The sequence below is a fragment of the Oerskovia flava genome (assembly GCF_026163685.1).
GTDB lineage: Bacteria > Actinomycetota > Actinomycetes > Actinomycetales > Cellulomonadaceae > Oerskovia_A > Oerskovia_A flava.
Genome location: NZ_JAOXSR010000007.1, coordinates 127,771 through 145,987, shown reverse-complemented (window position 1 = coordinate 145,987; position 18,217 = coordinate 127,771). Strand labels below are relative to the sequence as shown.

Below are 18,217 nucleotides of genomic sequence, written 5' to 3'. Positions count from 1 at the left end.
CCGAACCTGACGGCCGGGAAGCCTGTTCGAGAACGACGAAGCCCCGCCGCGCTGCGTGAGCAGCGGGGCGGGGCTCCGACAAGCCGTGCGGTGTGGTCAGGCAACCCGGATGAACGTCGGGTTGGACTGCCAGATCTGGCGGAACTGGATCGTCTTGCCGGGGCGCGGCGCGTCGATCTGCATGTTGTCGCCGGCGTAGATCGAGATGTGACCGGGGGTCCAGATGAGGTCGCCCGGCTGAGCCTGCGAGCGCGGGACCTTGGTGCCGACCGAGCCCTGCGCACTGGACGTGCGAGGAAGGCTGATGCCCACCTGGGCGTAGACGTAGCTGGTGAAGCCGGAGCAGTCGAACCCGTCCGGCGTCGTGCCGCCGTACACGTACGGGACACCGACGTAGCGGCTGGCGATCGAGATGATCGTGGACCCGTGGGCGGAGGCCGGGACGTTGACCTCGGCCTGCTCGGTCGCGGGGGCGGCCTGCTCGGCCTCGGGCGCGGCCTGCTCCGTGGTGGTGCGCTCGGCGGTGCGGCTGGTGGTGGACTCGCTGCGCACCTCGACGACGGGCTCCGGCTCCGGCTCGGGCTCCGGCTCGGGGGCAGGTGTCACCTTGACGGGTGCGGACTCGATGGCCCACTCGGCCTCGGCATCCACCGTCACGGCGGGAGCCGCCTCGAGGGCTGCGCGCGCCTGCGCCGTGAGGGCGCTGAGGTCGATGGTGTTGAGCTTGCCGGACTCGCTGTCGACGGGGGCGGCGGTCGCGGGGGCGGCGGCACCGATCATCGAGACCAGCAGGCCCGAGGACGCGGCGACGACGGCGGTGCGACGACCGACGGTGGACATGCTGTCAGAGGCAGCCTGGGCCATGTTGGTCAGTGGCGTCACAGGGCGACGCGCTGCACGGTGGCGAGCGCGTGTGGTGCTTACGGTCACGTGAACCCTCTCCATGTACGCCTACGAGGTCAGCTGTCGGGTTCGGGTGGGAGAAATCACCCGGCCGTCCGGACCGTGGTCCGACCGGCTTCACCCCGAGGATGCTGCGAACAGCACCCAGATATTGGGTCCCCCGCCCCTGTCATCGGGTCGTCGTGAACCTCCCGTGGTGACAGGGTTTGGCGTTCCACCGGAGGGCTCCTGCAATGGGTTCATCTCAGGAGCAGGTCTGACCGTACAGGACCCTCCAGCAAATGTCACGTTCCTGTCACGACGCACCAAGAACAGCGCGCTGACAGGCCACGACGCCCCTCCAGCACCCGGTGCGCAGGGGCCTCAGCGAGCGCTGACGAAGATGTGCCGCGCGACGTCGTCCGGCAGGTCGAGGACCATGTCGGCGCCGTCGGCCGCGACCGTGAGGACACCGTCGCCCTGCTCCACCGTGACCGCCCGCTGCGGCAGCACGCCCGCCGTCGCGAGGCGCGCGAGCAGCTCGATGTCGGTCTGCAGGGGCTCCGCGATGCGCTGGACGGTGACCTCCAGCCGGCCGACCGCGGGCGACGCCGCGGCGACGTACGACGGCAGGGCCACGACCCCGTCGAGGTACTCGACGTCCTCGTACTGCTCCCCGAGCTCGGCCAGGCCCGGGATGGGGTTGCCGTACGGGTCGTAGTGCGGGTGGTCGAGAAGCCCGATGAGCCGCTTCTCGACGAGCTCGCTCATGACGTGCTCCCACCGGCACGCCTCGACGTGCACGTGCTCCCAGTCGAGCTTGATGACGTCCGTGAGCAGCCGCTCGGCGAGCCGGTGCTTGCGCATGACGCGCATCGCCTTGTCGTGGCCGACCGGGGTGAGCTCGAGATGACGGTCCCCCGTCACGATCACGAGACCGTCGCGCTCCATGCGCGCCACCGTCTGAGAGACCGTCGGGCCCGAGTGGCCGAGCCGCTCCGCGATGCGCGCGCGCAGGGGGACGATGCCTTCCTCGTCGAGCTCGTAGATCGTCTTCAGATACATCTCGGTGGTATCGATCAGATCGGTCACGTCGCGCTCCTGTCACTCATCGCTTGATGGCACCTGCCTGCACCGGCGGGCCGCTCGGAACAGTTTATGTCCGGACGCCGAACACCGGGTCCCACCTGCCCGCGTATCGTGGCCCCGTGAACGCCCCGGACACCGCACTCACCATCCCGCCCCACCTGCTGCCCGCGGACGGACGCTTCGGCTCCGGGCCCAGCAAGGTCCGCGCGGAGCAGGTCCGCGCGCTCGTCGTGGCGGGCGGGTCCGTGCTCGGTACATCGCACCGCCAGTCCCCGGTGCGCTCGCTCGTGCGGCGCGCCCGCGAGGGTCTCACCACACTGTTCGACCTCTCCGAGGGCTACGAGGTCGCTCTCGGCAACGGCGGGTCGACGACGTTCTGGGACATGGCCACGCTGTGCCTCGTGCGCGAGCGCGCCCAGCACGCGGCGTTCGGGGAGTTCGGCGCCAAGTTCGCCACGTCGACGTCCCGGGCGCCGTTCCTCGCCGACTCCGAGGTCGTCACCGCCGAGCCGGGGACCGTCGCGCTCCCCCGGTTCGCCGAGGGCGTCGACGTCTATGCGTGGCCGCACAACGAGACCTCCACGGGCGCCATGGCGCCGGTCCGGCGTGTGCCCGGATCGCGCGAGCAGGGTGCGCTCACGGTGATCGACGCGACGTCGGGCGCAGGCGCCCTGCCCGTGGACGTCACCGAGACCGACGTGTACTACTTCGCGCCGCAGAAGGTCTTCGGGTCCGACGGCGGCCTGTGGATCGCGCTGCTCTCGCCCGACGCGGTGGCCCGGTCGGAGGAGATCGAGTCGAGCGGGCGCTGGGTGCCCGAGTCGCTCTCGCTGCGCACGGCCCTGGTGAACTCGCGCCAGGACCAGACGCTCAACACCCCCGCCGTCGCGACCCTGGTGATGCTCGTCGAGCAGCTGGAGTGGATCCTGGCCCAGGGCGGCCTGCCCTGGGCGGTGGGTCGGTCGGCGGCGTCGGCCGAGATCCTGTACGCCTGGGCCGAGGAGCGCAGCTGGGCGACGCCGTTCGTCACGCGCCCCGAGGAGCGCTCGACCGTCGTCGGGACGATCGACCTCGACCCGACGATCGACGCGACCCAGGTCATCGCGGCCCTGCGGGCGCACGGAGTGCTCGACGTCTTCCCGTACCGCAAGCTGGGCCGCAACCAGCTGCGGGTCGCGATGTTCCCCGCGATCGACCCCGAGGACGTGCGTGCGCTGACGCGCTGCGTGGACCACGTCGTGGAGCAGCTGCACGCCCGCGGCTGACGCCACGTCCGGAACTAGGCCGCCGAGGCGGCGTCCTCCGCCTCCTCGCGCTCCAGCTCGCTGCGCGTGCGGTCGCGCGCGCCCCGACCCGGCGGCTCGGCCTCGAGGTAGCGCACGAGCAGGTGCGGGCGCTGCAGGAACCGGTAGCGCACCTGCAGGTGCCAGCTGCGCATCGCCCAGAGGGCGGCGCCGACGGAGACCAGCAGGGCTGAGATGGAGCCGATGCCGATGGCCCAGCGCGGTCCCCACTCCTCGGCGATCCACCCCACGATCGGTGACCCGATCGGCGTGGCCCCGAGGAACACGATCATGTACAGCGACATGACCCGACCGCGCATCGCCGGGTCGGTGCTCATCTGGATCGTCGTGTTGGCCGCGGTCATCATGGTCAGCGACGCGAGACCCACGGGGATGCAGGCGATCGCGAACGACGGGTAGGTCGGCATCAGCGCCATCACCCCCGTCGCGACCGCGAAGCCGAAGGCCGAGCCGATCACCAGCCGGACGCGCGGTCGTTCACGCCGTGCGGCCAGCAGCGCCCCGGTGAGCGAGCCGATCGCGAGCACCGAGCCGAGGATGCCGTACTCGCTCGGACCCTTGTCGAACTCGACGCGCGCCATCATGGCCGAGGTGAGCTGGAAGTTCAGCCCGAACGTCGACACGACGCCGACCACCACCATGATGACGACGATGTCCGTGCGGCCGCGAACGTAGCGGATCCCCTCGCGGATCTGCCCCTTGCTCCGGCTCGCGCTCGGCATCGCGTGCAGCTCGCGGGAGCGCATGCGGGTCAGGGCGACGATGGTCGCGGCGAAGGTCACGCCGTTGATGACGAAGATCCAGCCGGTGCCGACGAGCGCGATGAGCAGGCCGGCCGCGCCGGGGCCGATGAGGCGTGCGGCGTTGAACGACGCGCTGTTGAGCCCGACGGCGTTCGAGAGCCGGTCCGACGGGACCATCTCGGCGACGAAGGTCTGGCGGACGGGCGCGTCGATCGCGGAGACGCAGCCGAGGAGACCGGCGAACACGTAGACGTGCCAGAGCTCGACGTGGCCGGAGAGCACGAGCGCACCGAGCCCGAGCGCGAGGACGCCCATCGCGCTCTGCGTGCCGATGAGGAGCTTGCGGCGCGGGAGGCGGTCGGCGAGGAGCCCTGCCCAGGCGGACAGCAGCAGCACGGGCGCGAACTGCAGGGCCGTGACGATCCCGACGGAGACACCGGAGTTGTCCGTGAGGTCGGTCAGCACGAGCCAGTCCTGGGCGACGCGCTGCATCCAGGTGCCGATGTTCGCCACCAGGGCGGAGGCGAACCACAGACGGTAGTTGAAGTACTTCAGGGAGGAGAACGTCGCGCTCATCCGGCGGCGATCCTCTTCAGCAGCTCACTGGCGCGGGCCAAGGTCTCTCTCTCGTCGGGGGTGAGGTCGGTCAGCTGCTGCGTGAGCCACGCGTCGCGGCGGCGACGGGTCTCGGTGACCTCGCGCACGCCGTCGTCGGTGAGGGTCACCACGACCTGGCGGCCGTCCGTCGGGTGCTCGACCTTGGCGACCAGGCCGAGCTCGACGAGCGAGTTCACCGCCCGGGTCATCGACGGCGGCCGCACGCGCTCGTGCGCGGCCAGCGCGCCCGGGGACATCTCGCCGTGCTTGAACAGCACCGTGAGGACGCCGAACTGTCCCTCGGGGAGGTCGGCCTCGCCGCGCTGGGCACGCAGCCGACGGGAGATGTGGGTCAGGGCGACGCGCAGCTCACCGCCGAGGTTCTCGGGACGGCACTGGCTCTTGGTCGGGGCAGTCGTCTCCGCAGCAGGCATCTCGTTACCTTAACTCATTACCTAGAGTAAGGAAAGGGTGCCTGGCCACGCGCTCGACGTCAGGGCACGTACGCCACCACGACGATCCCGGCGCCGGCCAGCGCGAGGTCGCCGACGTCGTGGGGGACGAACGCCGACTCCCCTTGCCGCAGCGTGTGCTCCTCCCCGGTCCACGACCGCAGCCGCACCTCGCCCTCCAGGCACAGCGCCACCCGCGGCCCGGACGGGTGCACGACGGCGTCCCGCCCCGGCCGTACGCGACCCACCAGGAGCGCGAACTCGGGGATCGGGGCCCGGTACGCCTTGAGGCCCCCCGGGGCGCGCGAGACCCGGGGCCGCGCGGCGGGCGCGGGGGTGCACGTCGCGCACTCCAGCAGCGCGTCGACGTCGACCCGCTTGCTCGTCAGCCCGGCACGCAGGACGTTGTCGGAGCTGGCCATGACTTCCACGGCACAGCCCGAGAGATAGGCGTGGACGTCACCGGCCGGGACGAACATCGATTCCCCCGGCTCGAGGGTCACCCGGTTGAGCATCAGCGACACGATCGCGCCCGGGTCCCCAGGGTGCTGCTCGGCGAGCATCAGGACGGTCGCATCGGCGCGCGGTGACGACGTCCCCGCGGCGACCCTGGAGCGGACGTCGGCGACGGACACGGCCAGGTCCGTCGCGACGTCGGGCTCCTGGCGCGCGTGCAGCGCGAGGGTGAACGCCGCGCGCACCCCCTCCGCCGTCGGGTCCGCCTCGAGGATCTCGCGCATCCGACCGACGAGGTCGCCCCGCAGACCAGCCATCAGCTCGACGACCCGTCCCGGCCTGCGGAAGCCCGAGAGCCCTTCGAATCGGGAGACCGCGACGACCATCTCCGGCTTGTGCTGGTCGTCGTGGAAGCTGCGGACCGGCGAGTCCTTCGCCAGGCCGGCGCGGTTCTCCCGGTTGAAGCCCGCGCGGGCCAGGTGCGGTTTGGGGTGCACCTGCAGCGAGAGGGCCTTGTCGGCCGCGAGCACCTTGAGCAGGTACGGCAGGCGCGGCCCGTAGTCCTCGAGCACGCGCGTACCGAGGTGGGCGGACGGGGCGCTGCGGATCAGCTCGGCGAGCGAGAGCACGGAGCCGTCGGCAGCCCGGACCATCGACGGCCCCATGGGGTGCGCACCCATCCAGAGCTCTGCTGCGGGTGCGCCGTCGACCTCCTGGCCGAGGAGCTCCTGCAGCGCCGTCATGGAGCCCCAGTCGTAGCGCTGGACCGTGTTCTCGAGCGGGTGGAACGGCACGGATCAGACCCCCAGGGCCTCCTGGATCGGTCCCAGCGTGAAGTACGCGAGGAAGAGCGCGGCGGCCACCCACATGAGTGGGTGGATCTGACGGGGCCTGCCCACCGCGAGCTTGACGACGACGAAGGCGATGAAGCCCGCGCCCAGGCCGGCGGTGATCGAGTACGTGAACGGCATGAGGACGATGGTTAGGAAGGCGGGGATCGCGACCTCCCAGTCGTTCCACCGGATGCCGGTGACCTGCGTCATCATGAGGAACCCGACGAAGACCAGGGCGGGGGTCGCCGCCTCGTAGGGCACGAGCGCCACGAGCGGAGAGAGGAACGTCGCGAGGAGGAACGCGACGCCGGTGACGACCGAGGCGAGCCCGGTCCGGGCGCCCTCGCCGACGCCGGCCGCGGACTCCACGTAGCTCGTGTTGGACGAGACGCTCGCCGCCCCGCCGGCTGCCGCGGCGATCGAGTCCACGACGAGGATCCTGCGTGTGCTCGGCGGGTTGCCCTCGGCGTCCAGCAGCTTGGCCTCGCCGCCGACGGCGACCATGGTCCCCATGGTGTCGAAGAAGTCGGCGAGCAGGAGCGAGAACACCAGGAGGACCGCCGCGACGATGCCGATGTTCTGGATCGACCCGAGCAGCGAGAACTGCCCGAGCAGGGAGAAGTCCGGCACGGCGACCGGGCTCGACGGCAGGTCGGGGCTGTTGAGGTTCCAACCGGTCGGGTTGACGGTTCCGTCCGCGCCGATGCGCGGGCCGATCCGCGTGACCTGCTCGATGACGACCGCGAGGACGGTCGCCGCGAGGATCCCGATGAGCAGCGCGCCCTTCACCTTGCGCACCGACAGCGCGACGATCAGCAGCAGTCCGACGACGAAGACGAGGATGGGCCAGCCGGCCAGCGAGCCGCCCAGGCCCATCTCGAGCGGCGTGCCGCCGCCCTCGGGAACGCGCACGAACCCGGCGTTGACGAAGCCGATGAGGGCGATGAACAGCCCGATGCCCACGCTGATGGCGGTCTTCAGCTCGACGGGCACCGCCTTGAACACCGCCTCGCGGAACCCCGTGAGGACCAGGACGAGGATGATGATGCCCTCGATCACCACCAGGCCCATCGCATCCGCCCAGGTGACGCCCTCGATCGACGCGATCGAGAACGCGACGACTGCGTTGAGTCCGAGCCCCGCAGCGAGCGCGAGCGGGAAGTTCGCCACGACCCCCATGAGGATGCTCAGCACACCGGCCGCGAGCGCGGTCGCGGCCGCGATCTTCGCGAGCCCGCCGTCACCGCCGAGGAACGCGCCCGTCCCGTCCGGTGTGGTGCCGAGGATGAGCGGGTTCAGCACGATGATGTACGCCATCGCGAAGAACGTCACCAGCCCGCCGCGCACCTCCGTCCCCAGGGTGGAACCGCGCTCGGTGATCTTGAAGTAGCGGTCCAGCGCCCCCTGGGGCGCGCTGTCGACCGTGGTGCTCGCTGCCATGGGGAGAATCGTGCCAGATACACCTGTCTGCCCGTCGCACGGACGGTGAAGGTCTGTCGGCGAGTCGGCTCCGCCCGTCTGCCGTGCCGACGACCCGGCCCGCGCGCTCGCGACGGGCGAGCGGCGCCGTCGAGCAGGAGATGTGGCACTCTCGGGCACGTAACCTGGGCATCGACAGGCGTTGCGCCGGGCAGGGCGACAGAATCAGGGGCCATGAGGTATCCGGGACGTCGCGGGACGAATCTCCCGAGGATGGGCGACTACAACCAGCTCGTCGTGCTCGACCAGATCCGTCGTGCCAGCCAGAGCGTGAGCCGCGTGGAGCTGGCGTCGACCACGGGCCTGTCGGGCCAGACGATCTCGAACGTCGTGGGCCGCCTTCTCGAGCTCGGCCTCATCGAGGAGGGCGAGCGCCAGATCGCGGGACGCGGCAAGCCCCGGACGATGCTCCACCTGCGCGCGGCGGCCGGCTACGCGCTGGGCGTCCACGTCGACCCCGTCTCCGTCACGACAGTGCTCATCGATCTCGCCGGGACGATGGTGGACCGCTCGGTCGTCACGACCCCGGACGGACCCACCGCCGTCATCGACGCGCTCGCCGGCGAGGTCGCCCGGATGCAGGCACTGGTGCCCGACGGCGCCGTGGTCGGGCTCGGGGTCGCCGCCCCGGGGCCGATCGACCCCGAGGGAGGTCGCGTCATCCACCCCCCGCTCATGCAGAGCTGGGGCGACGTGCCGCTGCGCGACCGGGTCGCCGACGCCACCGGCCTGCCCACGCTGCTGGAGAAGGACGTCGCGGCCGCCATGGTCGCCGAGCTCTGGCAGGGCGACCACGACATCGCCGGCACCACCCTCTTCGTCTACCTCGGGTTCGGTGTCGGGTTCGCGTTCGCCCGCGGGGGCGAGGTGCTCTCGGGCAGCTCGCGCAACGCGGGAGAGATCGGCCACCTCATCGTCGACGCCGACGGTCCCGAGTGCTTCTGCGGCAACCGGGGCTGCCTCGGCGTGAGCGTCTCGCTCGACCACCTCGTCGCCGAGGCGGTCGCGGCGGGAGTGCTCGCCGAGTCCACGCCTCGCTCGACCCCGGCCGAGCTCGACCTCGCGATGGGACTGCTGGCCACCGCGAGCCAGGCCGACGACGGCGCGGCCACCGAGATCCTGGCCCGCGCCTCGCGACGCCTCGCCCGGGGGATCGTGGTGATCTCCGACCTGCTCGACGCCGACCGCGTCGTGGTGGGCGGCGCCAACTGGGAGCGGTTCAGGCCCCAGCTCTCCGCGGCCGCCCGGACCGAGTTCGCCGGGCACGCCACGCTGCGTGAGCTCCACGGTGTCGAGATGGGCGGCGCCGCCCTGGGTCCGTGGCTGGGTGCCGTGGGGGCAGCCAGCCGCGTGCTCGACGCAGCGTTCACGCCCCACGCCTCGATCCTGCTGGCACAGCCCGTCACCGCCTGAGCCGGCGTTCCAGCCGGGGCAACGATCTGGTCACGACGCGGACCACCCCTTGCGTTATTAACTCCAATCGTTAGAGTAAACCTTGAGCGCGTTCTTCACTGCCGAGGAACGCCCCGTATGCGTCAAAGGAGCGTCATGCGTCAGACAGCACAGCTCGTCACGGCCACCACGGCCCTCGCCCTCGTCCTCACGGCGTGCTCGGGTAGCGGCGACGAAGGTTCGGGCGACGCGAGCACCATCACGGTCGCCTACCAGAAGACCGACTCGTTCTTCCAGCTCCACGACCTGCTGGTGAAGTCGAAGGCGGAGTTCGAGGAGGCCAACCCCGGCATGACGATCGAGCTCGAACCGATCGCGTCGCAGGAGACGGACTACTTCACCAAGCTCGCCCTCATGAACGGCTCTCCCGACACGGCGCCCGACATCATCTACGAGGACACCTTCCAGGTGCGGCCCGACGCCGCGGCCGGCTATCTCCTCCCGATGGACGAGTACCTCGCCGAGTGGGAGGACTGGGACCAGTTCCCCGAGGGCATCCGCGAGGCCGGCAAGGGCGACGACGGCAGCATCTACGGCGTCTCGATGGGCACCGACACCCGCGGCGTCTACTACAACAAGGAGATCTTCGAGCAGGCGGGTCTCCCCACCGACTGGCAGCCCGAGAACTGGGACGACCTGCTCGACGCAGCGCGCACCGTCAAGGCGAACGTGCCCGACGTCATCCCGATGAACGTCTACTCCTCCAAGGCGCAGGGCGAGGCCACCTCGATGCAGGGCTTCGAGATGCTCCTGTACGGCACGGACGACACCCTCTACGACGCCGAGCAGGGGAAGTGGATCGTCGGCTCGCAGGGCTTCGAGGACTCGCTCTCCTTCCTCAAGACCCTCCAGGACGAGGATCTCGCACCGAACCTCGAGGACGCGCTCGACACCAACCTGCCCAACCGGGTCTCCGGTGAGCTGCTGCCGCAGGGTCGGCTCGCGATCGCGATCGACGGCTCGTGGGTTCCGGGCGGCTGGATGGCCGGCGACAACGCGTGGCCCGAGTGGGAAGAGGTCATGGGGATGGCCGCCATGCCGACCCAGAACGGCCAGGCGCCCGGCTCGACCTCGATGTCCGGCGGCTGGCTGCTGAGCATCGGCGCGAACGCCCCCGACCCGCAGGCGGCGTTCGACTTCATCGCGCTGACCCTCAACGAGGAGAACAGCTTCAAGTTCGCGACCGAGAACAGCCAGATCGCCGCCCGTGACGACGTCGCGTCCAACCCGGACTACGTCGCGTTCAACCCGTCCTTCGAGTTCTTCTCCTCGCTCGTGCCGAACACGAACTTCCGTCCGGCGACGCCCGACTACGCCCAGATCTCCAACAACATCCAGGTCGCGGCGGAGTCGGTCATCACCGGCCAGGCCACACCCGAGCAGGCCGCCGCCACGTACGACGAGGCGGTGACCCGGGTCGTCGGGGACGACATGGTCACGGAGGCGGGCTGATCCATGACCTCCCTCGCCCTCGACGGGCGGGGACGTCGGGACCCGGGCAGGTCGCCCGGGTCCCGACGGGTGGCGCAGGCCCTGCTCCGGTCCTCCCCGCTGCTCCCCGCTGTCGTCCTGCTCGTCCTCTTCCTCGCCGGACCGATCGTCTACTCGCTCTACGGCTCGCTGACGAACGCGTCCCTCACCGGCCCGAGGGCCGCCGACCCCGAGTTCATCGGCCTCCAGAACTACGAGCAGCTGTTCGCCAACCCGCAGTTCTGGAAGTCCGTCGTCCTGACGCTGGTGTTCGTCATCGCCTCGGCGCTCATCGGGCAGAACCTCCTGGGGATGGGCCTCGCACTGCTGATGAAGACGGCGCACGGACCGGTCCGTGCGGTCGTCAGCACCATCGTGGTCGTCTCGTGGGTGCTGCCGGAGATCGTCGCGGCGTTCGCGCTGTACGCGTTCTTCGCCTCCGACGGGACGCTCAACATCATGCTCGGCTGGCTCGGCATCGAGGGACAGGCATGGCTCGTGGTCACGCCCATGCTGGCGGTGATCGTCGCCAACGTCTGGCGCGGCACGGCCTTCTCGATGATGGTCTACTCCGCGGCGCTGGCCGAGGTGCCGCCGGAGATCTCCGAGGCGGCCGAGATCGACGGCGCCTCAGGCTGGCAGCGCTTCACCCGGATCACGCTCCCGATGATCCGCCGCTCGATCTCCACCAACCTCATGCTCACCACGCTGCAGACCCTCGGTGTCTTCACCCTCATCTGGGTGATGACGGCCGGCGGACCCGGTGTCGAGAGCTCGACCCTGCCGGTGCTCGCCTACCAGGAGGCGTTCAAGTTCGCCCAGGTCGGCTACGGCACCGCGATCGCGACCGTGACCCTCGTCCTCGGCGGCCTGTTCGCCATCGTGTACATCAAGGCGCTCAAGCCGGAGGTGGACTGATGACCGCCGTCACCCCTGACGTCACCCGCGCGCCGGGAGACGCTCCCCGCCCGCTCCGCACGGGCGCGCTCGCCTCGCCGCGCGCCCGCAACAGCAAGATCGCGTCGTCGCTGATCCTCCTGCTGATCGGTGTCGCGTTCGTCATCCCGCTCGGCTGGATCCTCCTGGCCGCGTTCGACTCGGCCGCCACGGTCTCGGTCAAGCTGCCGACCAGTGTCACGCTGGACAACTTCACCGAGATCATGAACGTCGACACGACGTTCCGCCCGCTGTGGAACTCGTTCCTCCTCTCGATGGGGACGGCGGTCATCACGGTGATCTGCTCGGTGCTCGCGGCGTACCCGCTCTCGCGGTACCAGATGCGGTGGCGCAAGCCGTTCATGTACGGGATCCTCTTCGGCACCTGCCTGCCGATCACGGCGATGATGGTCCCCGTCTACGCGCTGTTCGTGGCCTTCGGGCTGCTGGACAGCCTGTGGGGCACGGTCCTGTTCCTCGCCGCGACGTCGCTGCCGATGGCGATCTGGATGACGAAGAACTTCATGGACTCCATCCCGATCTCCCTCGAGGAGGCGGCATGGGTCGACGGCGCGAGCGCGATGACGGCGCTGTGGCGCATCGTCGTCCCGCTCATGCGGCCCGGCATCGCGGTGGTGTTCATCTTCGTGTTCACGCAGGCGTGGGGGAACTTCTTCGTCCCGTTCGTGCTGCTCTTCAGCGAGAACAGCCAGCCGGCCGCCGTCGCCATCTTCAGCTTCTTCGGCACCTACGGCACCGTCTCCTACGGGCGCCTCGCGGCCTTCTCGATCCTCTACTCGGTCCCCGTGCTGTTCCTCTACCTGCTGGTCCAGCGGCTCTCGGGCAGCTCGTTCGCGATGGCGGGCGCCGTGAAGGGGTGATGTGCAGGGGTGAGCGCAGACCGCTCCTCCCCCACCGCTCACGACCGCGGCTCCGCCGCTCCGTCGTGCCCGTCGTCAGTACCCTCGTCGGCCCTCGTCGGCCCTCGTCGCCCCTCGTCGCCCGAAAGGACGCCTCACCATGCATGACAGCACCGACCTCACGCTCGCCCGGATCGACAGGTTCGTGGCGGAGTGGATCACCCCGGCCATCCACCGTGACCGGCACCCCCTGGAGGTCAGCAGCTGGACCGCGCCGGGCGAACCCGTGCCGTTCGCGCAGGCCCGCGCCGCGGAGTACGCCCCGCACCCCGTCGGCACCCCCTGGGGCGCACCGTGGAGCACCGTGTGGTTCCACGTCACCGGGGACGTCCCCGCCCAGTGGCCGCTGCCCGGCACCCGCGTGGAGCTCGACGTCGACCTCGGCTTCATCGCGCAGCAGCCCGGCTTCCAGGCCGAGGGCGCTGCGTGGTCGCCCGACGGGGTCCTCCTCAAGGGCATCTCGCCGCGCAACAGCTACCTGCCGCTGCCGCAGGAGCCGTCCTCGATCGATCTCTACGTCGAGGGCGCGGCCAACCCTGACGTCCCCGGCAACCAGTGGACCAAGCCCACGAAGCTCGGGGACAAGGCCACGTCCGGCACCGATCCCGTCTACGTGCTGCGCGCCGTCGACGTCGTTCTGCTCGACGTCGAGGTGTACGAGCTCGTGGCCGACGCGACGTCGCTCCGCGGCCTGGTCAGCACGCTGCCGACGACGTCGCCCCGCCGCGCCGAGGTGGTGCGGGCGCTGGAGGGGATGTGCGACGCCGTCGACCCCGACGACGTCGCGGGGACCGCCACCGCGGGTCGCGAGGCACTGGCTCCCGCCCTGGCCGCGACGGCGACGGCGAGCGCGCACCGGGTGCACGCCGTCGGGCACGCGCACATCGACTCCGCCTGGCTGTGGCCCGTGCGCGAGACCGTGCGCAAGGTCGGCCGGACGGTCTCCAACGTGCTCGCGCTGATGGACGCCGACCCCGACTTCACGTTCGCGTGCTCGTCGGCCCAGCAGTACTCCTGGATCCAGCAGTACTACCCCGAGCTGTTCGAGCGGGTCAAGGAGCGTGTGGCCGAGGGCCGTTTCATCCCCGTCGGCGGCATGTGGGTGGAGTCCGACACCAACATGGTCGGCTCCGAGGCCCTCGTGCGGCAGTTCGTCCAGGGCAAGCGGTTCTTCATCGAGCAGCTCGGCGTCGAGCCCCGGAACGTGTGGCTGCCTGACTCGTTCGGCTACACGGGCTCGTTCCCGCAGGTCGCCCGGCTCGCCGGCTGCCCCGACTTCCTCACGCAGAAGCTCTCGTGGAACGACACCAACCGGATCCCGCACCACACCTTCTGGTGGGAGGGCATCGACGGCAGCCGTGTGTTCACGCACTTCCCGCCCGTCGACACCTACAACTCCGACCTCTCCGCCCCCGAGCTCGCGCGGGCGTCCGACCAGTTCGCGGAGAAGGGCGCCGCCAACACCTCGCTCGTGCCGTTCGGCTACGGCGACGGCGGCGGTGGCCCCACCCGCGAGATGGTCTCCGCCGCGCACCGCACCCACGACCTCGAGGGGTCGCCCACGGTCACGCTGTCCTCCCCGCAGGCGTTCTTCGACGCCGCGCGCGCCGAGTACCCGAACGCACCCACCTGGGTCGGAGAACTCTACCTCGAGTACCACCGCGGCACCTACACGTCGCAGTCGCGCACCAAGCGAGGCAACCGCCGCAGCGAGCACCTGCTGCGGGAGGCCGAGCTGTGGGCGACGACGGCGGCCGTCCGCACCGGCCACGACTACCCGTACCAGGAGCTCGAGTCCGCGTGGCAGACGGTCCTGCTGCAGCAGTTCCACGACATCCTGCCCGGCTCGTCGATCGCGTGGGTGCACCGGGAGGCGGAGCAGAACTACGAGCGCATCGCGGGTGAGCTCGAGGGCCTGATCTCGGCGTCGCTGCGCGGCCTGGTCTCCGAGGGCAGCGGTGAGGGTGGGGGCGAGAGCGGTGGCGAGGTCGTGGTGAACGCGTCGCCGTTCGCCCGCGACGGCGTGCCCGCGCTCGGCGGGTCGGCATCGGTCACGGTGTCGTCCACCACGGTGACGCCCGCGACCAGGGTCGCCGACGGCGACGGCTGGGTGCTGGAGAACGCGGGGGCGCGGGTCGTCGTCGACGGTCGCGGACTCGTGACGTCGGTGCGGCACCTGGCATCAGGCCGCGAGGTCCTGCCCGCCGGCCAGGTGGGCAACCTGCTCCAGTTCCACCGCGACATCCCCAACACGTGGGAGGCCTGGGACATCGACGCGCACTACCGCCGCAACGTCACCGACCTCGTCGACCTCGACGTGCTCGAGCCCGACGGCGACGCCGGCCTGCGACTCGTGCGCACCTTCTCCGGGAGCCGCGTCGAGCAGCACCTCGTCCTCGCCGACGGCGACGACCCGACCCTCCACGTCACCACGCACGTGGACTGGCACGAGAAGCAGAAGCTCCTCAAGCTCGCGTTCCCGGTCGACGTGCACAGCCAGCACGCGACGTCGGAGATGCAGTTCGGCCACGTCACGCGCCCCACGCACGTCAACACCTCGTGGGACGCCGCGCGCTTCGAGACGGTCGCGCACCGGTGGGTGCACGTCGGCGAGCCGGGCTTCGGGGTGTCCGTGGCCAACGACGCCACCTACGGGCACGACGTCACCCGCCTCCGCGGCGATGACGGCGTCGGCTCGATGGTGCGGCTCACCCTCCTGCGGGCGCCCCTGTTCCCGGACCCGGTGGCCGACCAGGGCGAGCACACCTTCCGGTGCGCCGTGACGTTCGGTGCCGACGTGGGCGAGGCCGTGCGCCAGGGCTACGCCATCAACCTGCCCGAGCGCCGGGTCGCCGGGAGCGGCGAGATCGCACCGCTGGTACGGGTGGCCACCCCCCAGGTCGTGGTCGAGTCCGTGAAGCTCGCCGAGGACCGCAGCGGCGACGTCGTCGTCCGGCTCTACGAGTCCCTCGGGGCACGCGCCGCGACGACGGTCCGGCTCGACTTCACGCACGGCGCCGTGACGGCGACCGACCTCCTCGAGCGGCCGCTCGAGGAGCCCCGCGACCTCGCCGAGAGCGACGACGGCGTGGCGGTCGAGCTCCGACCGTTCGAGATCCTCACGCTGCGGGTGGCCAGGAGCTAGCAGCACCGGGCAGCGCCGCGACCTCCCCACGCTGCCGCGGAGAACGCACGACGACCGGCTGGCACCTCCGCCAGCCGGTCGTCGTGTGTCCGGTCGATGCGATCCGGGCCGCTAGTAGGCGCCGCTGCCGGAGAGGACGGCTCGTGCGGTGCGGGCGAGGATGAGGAAGTCGCCGAAGACCGTCCAGTTCTCGACGTAGTAGACGTCGAGGCGCACGCTCTGCTCCCACGAGAGGTCCGAGCGCCCGCCGACCTGCCACAGGCCGGTGAGCCCTGGCTTGACGAGGAGGCGCCGGCGCATCCGCTGCTCGTAGGCGCTGACCTCGCGCGGGAGCGGCGGGCGGGGGCCGACGAGGCTCATGTCCCCGCGCAGCACGTTGAGGATCTGCGGGAGCTCGTCGATCGAGTACCGCCGCAGGATTCGGCCCAGGGGCGTCACCCGCGGGTCGTTGCGCATCTTGAACAGCGGGCCGGCACCGTCGCTCTGCTCCTCGAGCTTCACCACCTCCGCGTCGGCACCGACGCGCATCGAGCGGAACTTGTACATGGGAAACGTCTTGCCGTTACGACCCACACGGTCCTGCGTGTAGAAGACCGGGCCCCGGCTGGTGACGGCCACCGCGACGGCGACACCGAGCAGCATGGGCAGCAGCACGATCGTCAGCAGCGCGGCGCCGAGCCAGTCGGTGACGGACTTGACGACGAACTTGGGGCCGGTGAAACGCGGTGCGTCCACGTGCAGCAGCGCCACGGTCTCCGCGGGGGTGATCGTGATCCGCGGGCCGGCGACGTCGGCGAGCTCGGCCGTCAACATGAGGTCGACACCACGGGGCTCGAGCTCCCACCCGAGCCGGCGCACGACGTCGGCCGTGATCGTCCCGGAACCGCTCACCGCGACGCTGTCGGCGTTCACCTGAGCGGCGATCGACCCCGCCTGGTGAAGGTCGCCGAGGATGGGGACACCCAGCACGGTCTCGCCCTCTGCGAACTGCCCGGTCGGGATGCACACCCCGACCACCTGGTAGCCCGACTCGTCGCGGTCGTTGAGGTCACGGATGAGCCGCTCCGCCTGGTCGCGGTAGCCGATGGCGAGCACCGCGGACTTGTACCGGCCGTGGGCCCGCTGCGCGTGCAGCCACTGGCGCCAGCAGTACCGGCCGAGGAAGATGCCGGCGAGGCCGACCGGGAAGGCGAAGAGCAGGTAGCCGCGCGCGACCTGCGTGCCCGTCGCGAACGCGAGGATCGTCAGGATGGCGAAGAGCTTCCAGGACGCGTCGAAGACCCGCTGGTACTCCGTCGGCCCGCTGCCGATGATGCGGGTGTCCCGCGACTTCTGCAGGGTGAGTGCAAGCATCCAGCCACCCGCGATGAGGACGGTGAGGACCACGTACCCGATGCCGATGTCGCTGTAGAGCGGCTGGTTGCTCAGCTCGCCGAAGCGCAGGACGTAGGCGAGGCCGACCGCGACGAGCACGGCGGCGGCGTCGGAGAGCAGCGTCTTGCGGCGGTAGTCGTCGCGCCATCCGGTCGCGGCGAACGCCGCGCGTGCGGCACGGATGCGTGCCGCGTTCGTCGTCGCGCGCGCAGACTCGATCATCTGGCGCAGCCCACGACGAGGCTCTCGCATGGTGTCGTTGCTCATCTCAACCCTCCTCCCCGTGGCGCACCGATCGGCTGCTCACGGAGGGCGCCGTCTTCGTCGGCGTCGTCCACTGCCCGCTGCTGGGCGGCTCGTTCGTCGAGCGGTTCCTCGACCGCCCCATACTAGGAGCGTGGTCGCCTCTCAGAGCCCGAGAAGAGGCCTTTTCACCCGGGTGAGTTCGATTCTTGAGAAGGGCCTTTGGTCGCCATTCCTGCGAGTGGACCTGGACGCCTGTCCAGCCCTTTACGGGCGCGTGGCACGCCTGCATGCCGCCCGGTGACCGCGCCGCGATGCGCGTGCCGGGATGCGGTGGCAACGATCTCATGGTAGCGACGGCCCCCTCACATGTCATCAAGTTCCCCCCGCACCATGGACAGAGCGCCGTGGAGCGCGTTCGTGCCACCGCGAGCGGGTGAATCCGCGCCCTCACCCGGCGGGCGACGGTTGCCTCGATACACTGTGCGGGTGCCGTCCCTGATCTCGCTGCTCGTGCACCCGGAGCGTCGACGCCCCGGGCCCCCGCCGCTCGTCGTGGACCTGCGCACCGTTCTCCTGGCAGGCATCGCCCTGTGGGCACTCGCCCTGGTCGTGGGTCTTGTGCTGCTCGCGGTCGGTGCGAACACCCCGCGCCTCGTCGCGACCTCGGCAGCCGGCATTGCGCTCGGCGGCATCGGCCTGCTGTGGGAACGGCGGCACCGCTCGCAGTACCGCTCCATGGGCTGAACATCAGCGACCTCCTCGGGTGCCCTTTTCTCGGGACCGAGACTGTCGTAGCCGGCGCAATCTGAACGCCGGTCCACCGCAGGCAACCCGCAGTT

Annotated in this window: 14 protein-coding genes and 1 riboswitch; of the genes, 7 read left to right on the top strand and 7 right to left on the bottom strand. The window is 70.6% G+C overall.

The window, feature by feature from the left end; all coding sequences use genetic code 11:
* Positions 1 to 96: 96 nt before the first annotated feature.
* Positions 97 to 840: a C40 family peptidase gene (locus tag OHL10_RS12750; protein WP_425499004.1), complete on the bottom strand. Its 744-nt coding sequence runs from the start codon at positions 838 to 840 to the stop codon at positions 97 to 99.
* Between the two features lie 92 nt (positions 841 to 932).
* Positions 933 to 1,096: riboswitch (cyclic di-AMP (ydaO/yuaA leader) on the bottom strand.
* A gap of 170 nt (positions 1,097 to 1,266) precedes the next feature.
* Entirely contained in the window at positions 1,267 to 1,974 is a 708-nt protein-coding gene (locus OHL10_RS12745; RefSeq protein WP_265522592.1) for an iron-dependent transcriptional repressor DtxR, read from the bottom strand.
* A gap of 116 nt (positions 1,975 to 2,090) precedes the next feature.
* Here OHL10_RS12745 and serC point away from each other — a divergent pair, with 116 nt between their 5' ends.
* Positions 2,091 to 3,236: a phosphoserine transaminase gene (gene serC, locus OHL10_RS12740; RefSeq protein WP_265522591.1), complete on the top strand. Its 1,146-nt coding sequence runs from the start codon at positions 2,091 to 2,093 to the stop codon at positions 3,234 to 3,236.
* Positions 3,237 to 3,250: 14 nt separating this feature from the next.
* Here serC and OHL10_RS12735 read toward each other — a convergent pair whose 3' ends face one another.
* From OHL10_RS12735 to OHL10_RS12720, 4 genes are read right to left on the bottom strand one after another with little or no spacing between them, the layout of a single operon-like run.
* Positions 3,251 to 4,594 (bottom strand): MFS transporter, encoded by a 1,344-nt coding sequence (locus OHL10_RS12735; protein ID WP_265522590.1) that lies wholly within the window; start codon positions 4,592 to 4,594, stop codon positions 3,251 to 3,253.
* Positions 4,591 to 5,049 carry a MarR family winged helix-turn-helix transcriptional regulator gene (locus tag OHL10_RS12730; RefSeq protein ID WP_265522589.1) on the bottom strand — a complete coding sequence of 153 codons (459 nt, stop codon included), beginning with the start codon at positions 5,047 to 5,049 and terminating at the stop codon, positions 4,591 to 4,593. The genes OHL10_RS12735 and OHL10_RS12730 overlap by 4 nt, the downstream gene beginning before the upstream one ends.
* Before the next feature lie 59 nt (positions 5,050 to 5,108).
* On the bottom strand, positions 5,109 to 6,317 hold the full coding sequence (gene manA / locus OHL10_RS12725; protein WP_265522588.1) for a mannose-6-phosphate isomerase, class I: 1,209 nt from the start codon (positions 6,315 to 6,317) through the stop codon (positions 5,109 to 5,111).
* A gap of 3 nt (positions 6,318 to 6,320) precedes the next feature.
* On the bottom strand, positions 6,321 to 7,796 hold the full coding sequence (locus tag OHL10_RS12720) for an NCS2 family permease (RefSeq protein ID WP_265522587.1): 1,476 nt from the start codon (positions 7,794 to 7,796) through the stop codon (positions 6,321 to 6,323).
* A 252-nt stretch (positions 7,797 to 8,048) separates the two neighbouring features.
* Here OHL10_RS12720 and OHL10_RS12715 point away from each other — a divergent pair, with 252 nt between their 5' ends.
* The 5 genes from OHL10_RS12715 to OHL10_RS12695 all read left to right on the top strand — a co-directional run bounded on the left by OHL10_RS12715 (position 8,049) and on the right by OHL10_RS12695 (position 15,758).
* Positions 8,049 to 9,248 carry an ROK family transcriptional regulator gene (locus tag OHL10_RS12715; protein ID WP_265522586.1) on the top strand — a complete coding sequence of 400 codons (1,200 nt, stop codon included), beginning with the start codon at positions 8,049 to 8,051 and terminating at the stop codon, positions 9,246 to 9,248.
* Positions 9,249 to 9,383: 135 nt separating this feature from the next.
* The gene (locus OHL10_RS12710) at positions 9,384 to 10,739 is read left to right on the top strand and encodes an extracellular solute-binding protein (protein ID WP_265522585.1); all 1,356 of its coding nucleotides are present in this window, start codon (positions 9,384 to 9,386) and stop codon (positions 10,737 to 10,739) included.
* 3 nt (positions 10,740 to 10,742) lie between these two features.
* A complete protein-coding gene (locus tag OHL10_RS12705) occupies positions 10,743 to 11,675 on the top strand; it encodes a carbohydrate ABC transporter permease (RefSeq protein WP_265522584.1) in 933 nt (310 codons plus the stop codon).
* A complete protein-coding gene (locus tag OHL10_RS12700; protein ID WP_265522583.1) occupies positions 11,675 to 12,574 on the top strand; it encodes a carbohydrate ABC transporter permease in 900 nt (299 codons plus the stop codon). The genes OHL10_RS12705 and OHL10_RS12700 overlap by 1 nt, the downstream gene beginning before the upstream one ends.
* Positions 12,575 to 12,713: 139 nt before the next feature.
* Positions 12,714 to 15,758 carry an alpha-mannosidase gene (locus OHL10_RS12695; RefSeq protein WP_265522582.1) on the top strand — a complete coding sequence of 1,015 codons (3,045 nt, stop codon included), beginning with the start codon at positions 12,714 to 12,716 and terminating at the stop codon, positions 15,756 to 15,758.
* A gap of 111 nt (positions 15,759 to 15,869) precedes the next feature.
* On the opposite strand, the gene OHL10_RS12690 is transcribed toward OHL10_RS12695, so the two are convergent.
* Positions 15,870 to 17,399, bottom strand: a complete 1,530-nt coding sequence (locus OHL10_RS12690) for a sugar transferase (RefSeq protein WP_265522581.1) — start codon at positions 17,397 to 17,399, stop codon at positions 15,870 to 15,872.
* A 465-nt stretch (positions 17,400 to 17,864) separates the two neighbouring features.
* Between OHL10_RS12690 and OHL10_RS12685 the strand changes: the two genes are divergently transcribed.
* Positions 17,865 to 18,122 (top strand): DUF2530 domain-containing protein, encoded by a 258-nt coding sequence (locus OHL10_RS12685; protein WP_265522580.1) that lies wholly within the window; start codon positions 17,865 to 17,867, stop codon positions 18,120 to 18,122.
* The last annotated feature ends 95 nt before the right edge of the window (positions 18,123 to 18,217 follow it).

Coding starts and splice junctions, on each gene's coding strand:
- OHL10_RS12690 (WP_265522581.1), bottom strand. CDS start 17,399: ATGAGCAACGACACCATGCGAGAGCCTCGTCGTGGGCTGCGCCAGATG.
- OHL10_RS12750 (WP_425499004.1), bottom strand. CDS start 840: ATGTCCACCGTCGGTCGTCGCACCGCCGTCGTCGCCGCGTCCTCGGGC.
- OHL10_RS12705 (WP_265522584.1), top strand. CDS start 10,743: ATGACCTCCCTCGCCCTCGACGGGCGGGGACGTCGGGACCCGGGCAGG.
- OHL10_RS12695 (WP_265522582.1), top strand. CDS start 12,714: ATGCATGACAGCACCGACCTCACGCTCGCCCGGATCGACAGGTTCGTG.
- OHL10_RS12710 (WP_265522585.1), top strand. CDS start 9,384: ATGCGTCAGACAGCACAGCTCGTCACGGCCACCACGGCCCTCGCCCTC.
- OHL10_RS12715 (WP_265522586.1), top strand. CDS start 8,049: ATGGGCGACTACAACCAGCTCGTCGTGCTCGACCAGATCCGTCGTGCC.
- OHL10_RS12720 (WP_265522587.1), bottom strand. CDS start 7,796: ATGGCAGCGAGCACCACGGTCGACAGCGCGCCCCAGGGGGCGCTGGAC.
- OHL10_RS12700 (WP_265522583.1), top strand. CDS start 11,675: ATGACCGCCGTCACCCCTGACGTCACCCGCGCGCCGGGAGACGCTCCC.
- OHL10_RS12735 (WP_265522590.1), bottom strand. CDS start 4,594: ATGAGCGCGACGTTCTCCTCCCTGAAGTACTTCAACTACCGTCTGTGG.
- OHL10_RS12730 (WP_265522589.1), bottom strand. CDS start 5,049: ATGCCTGCTGCGGAGACGACTGCCCCGACCAAGAGCCAGTGCCGTCCC.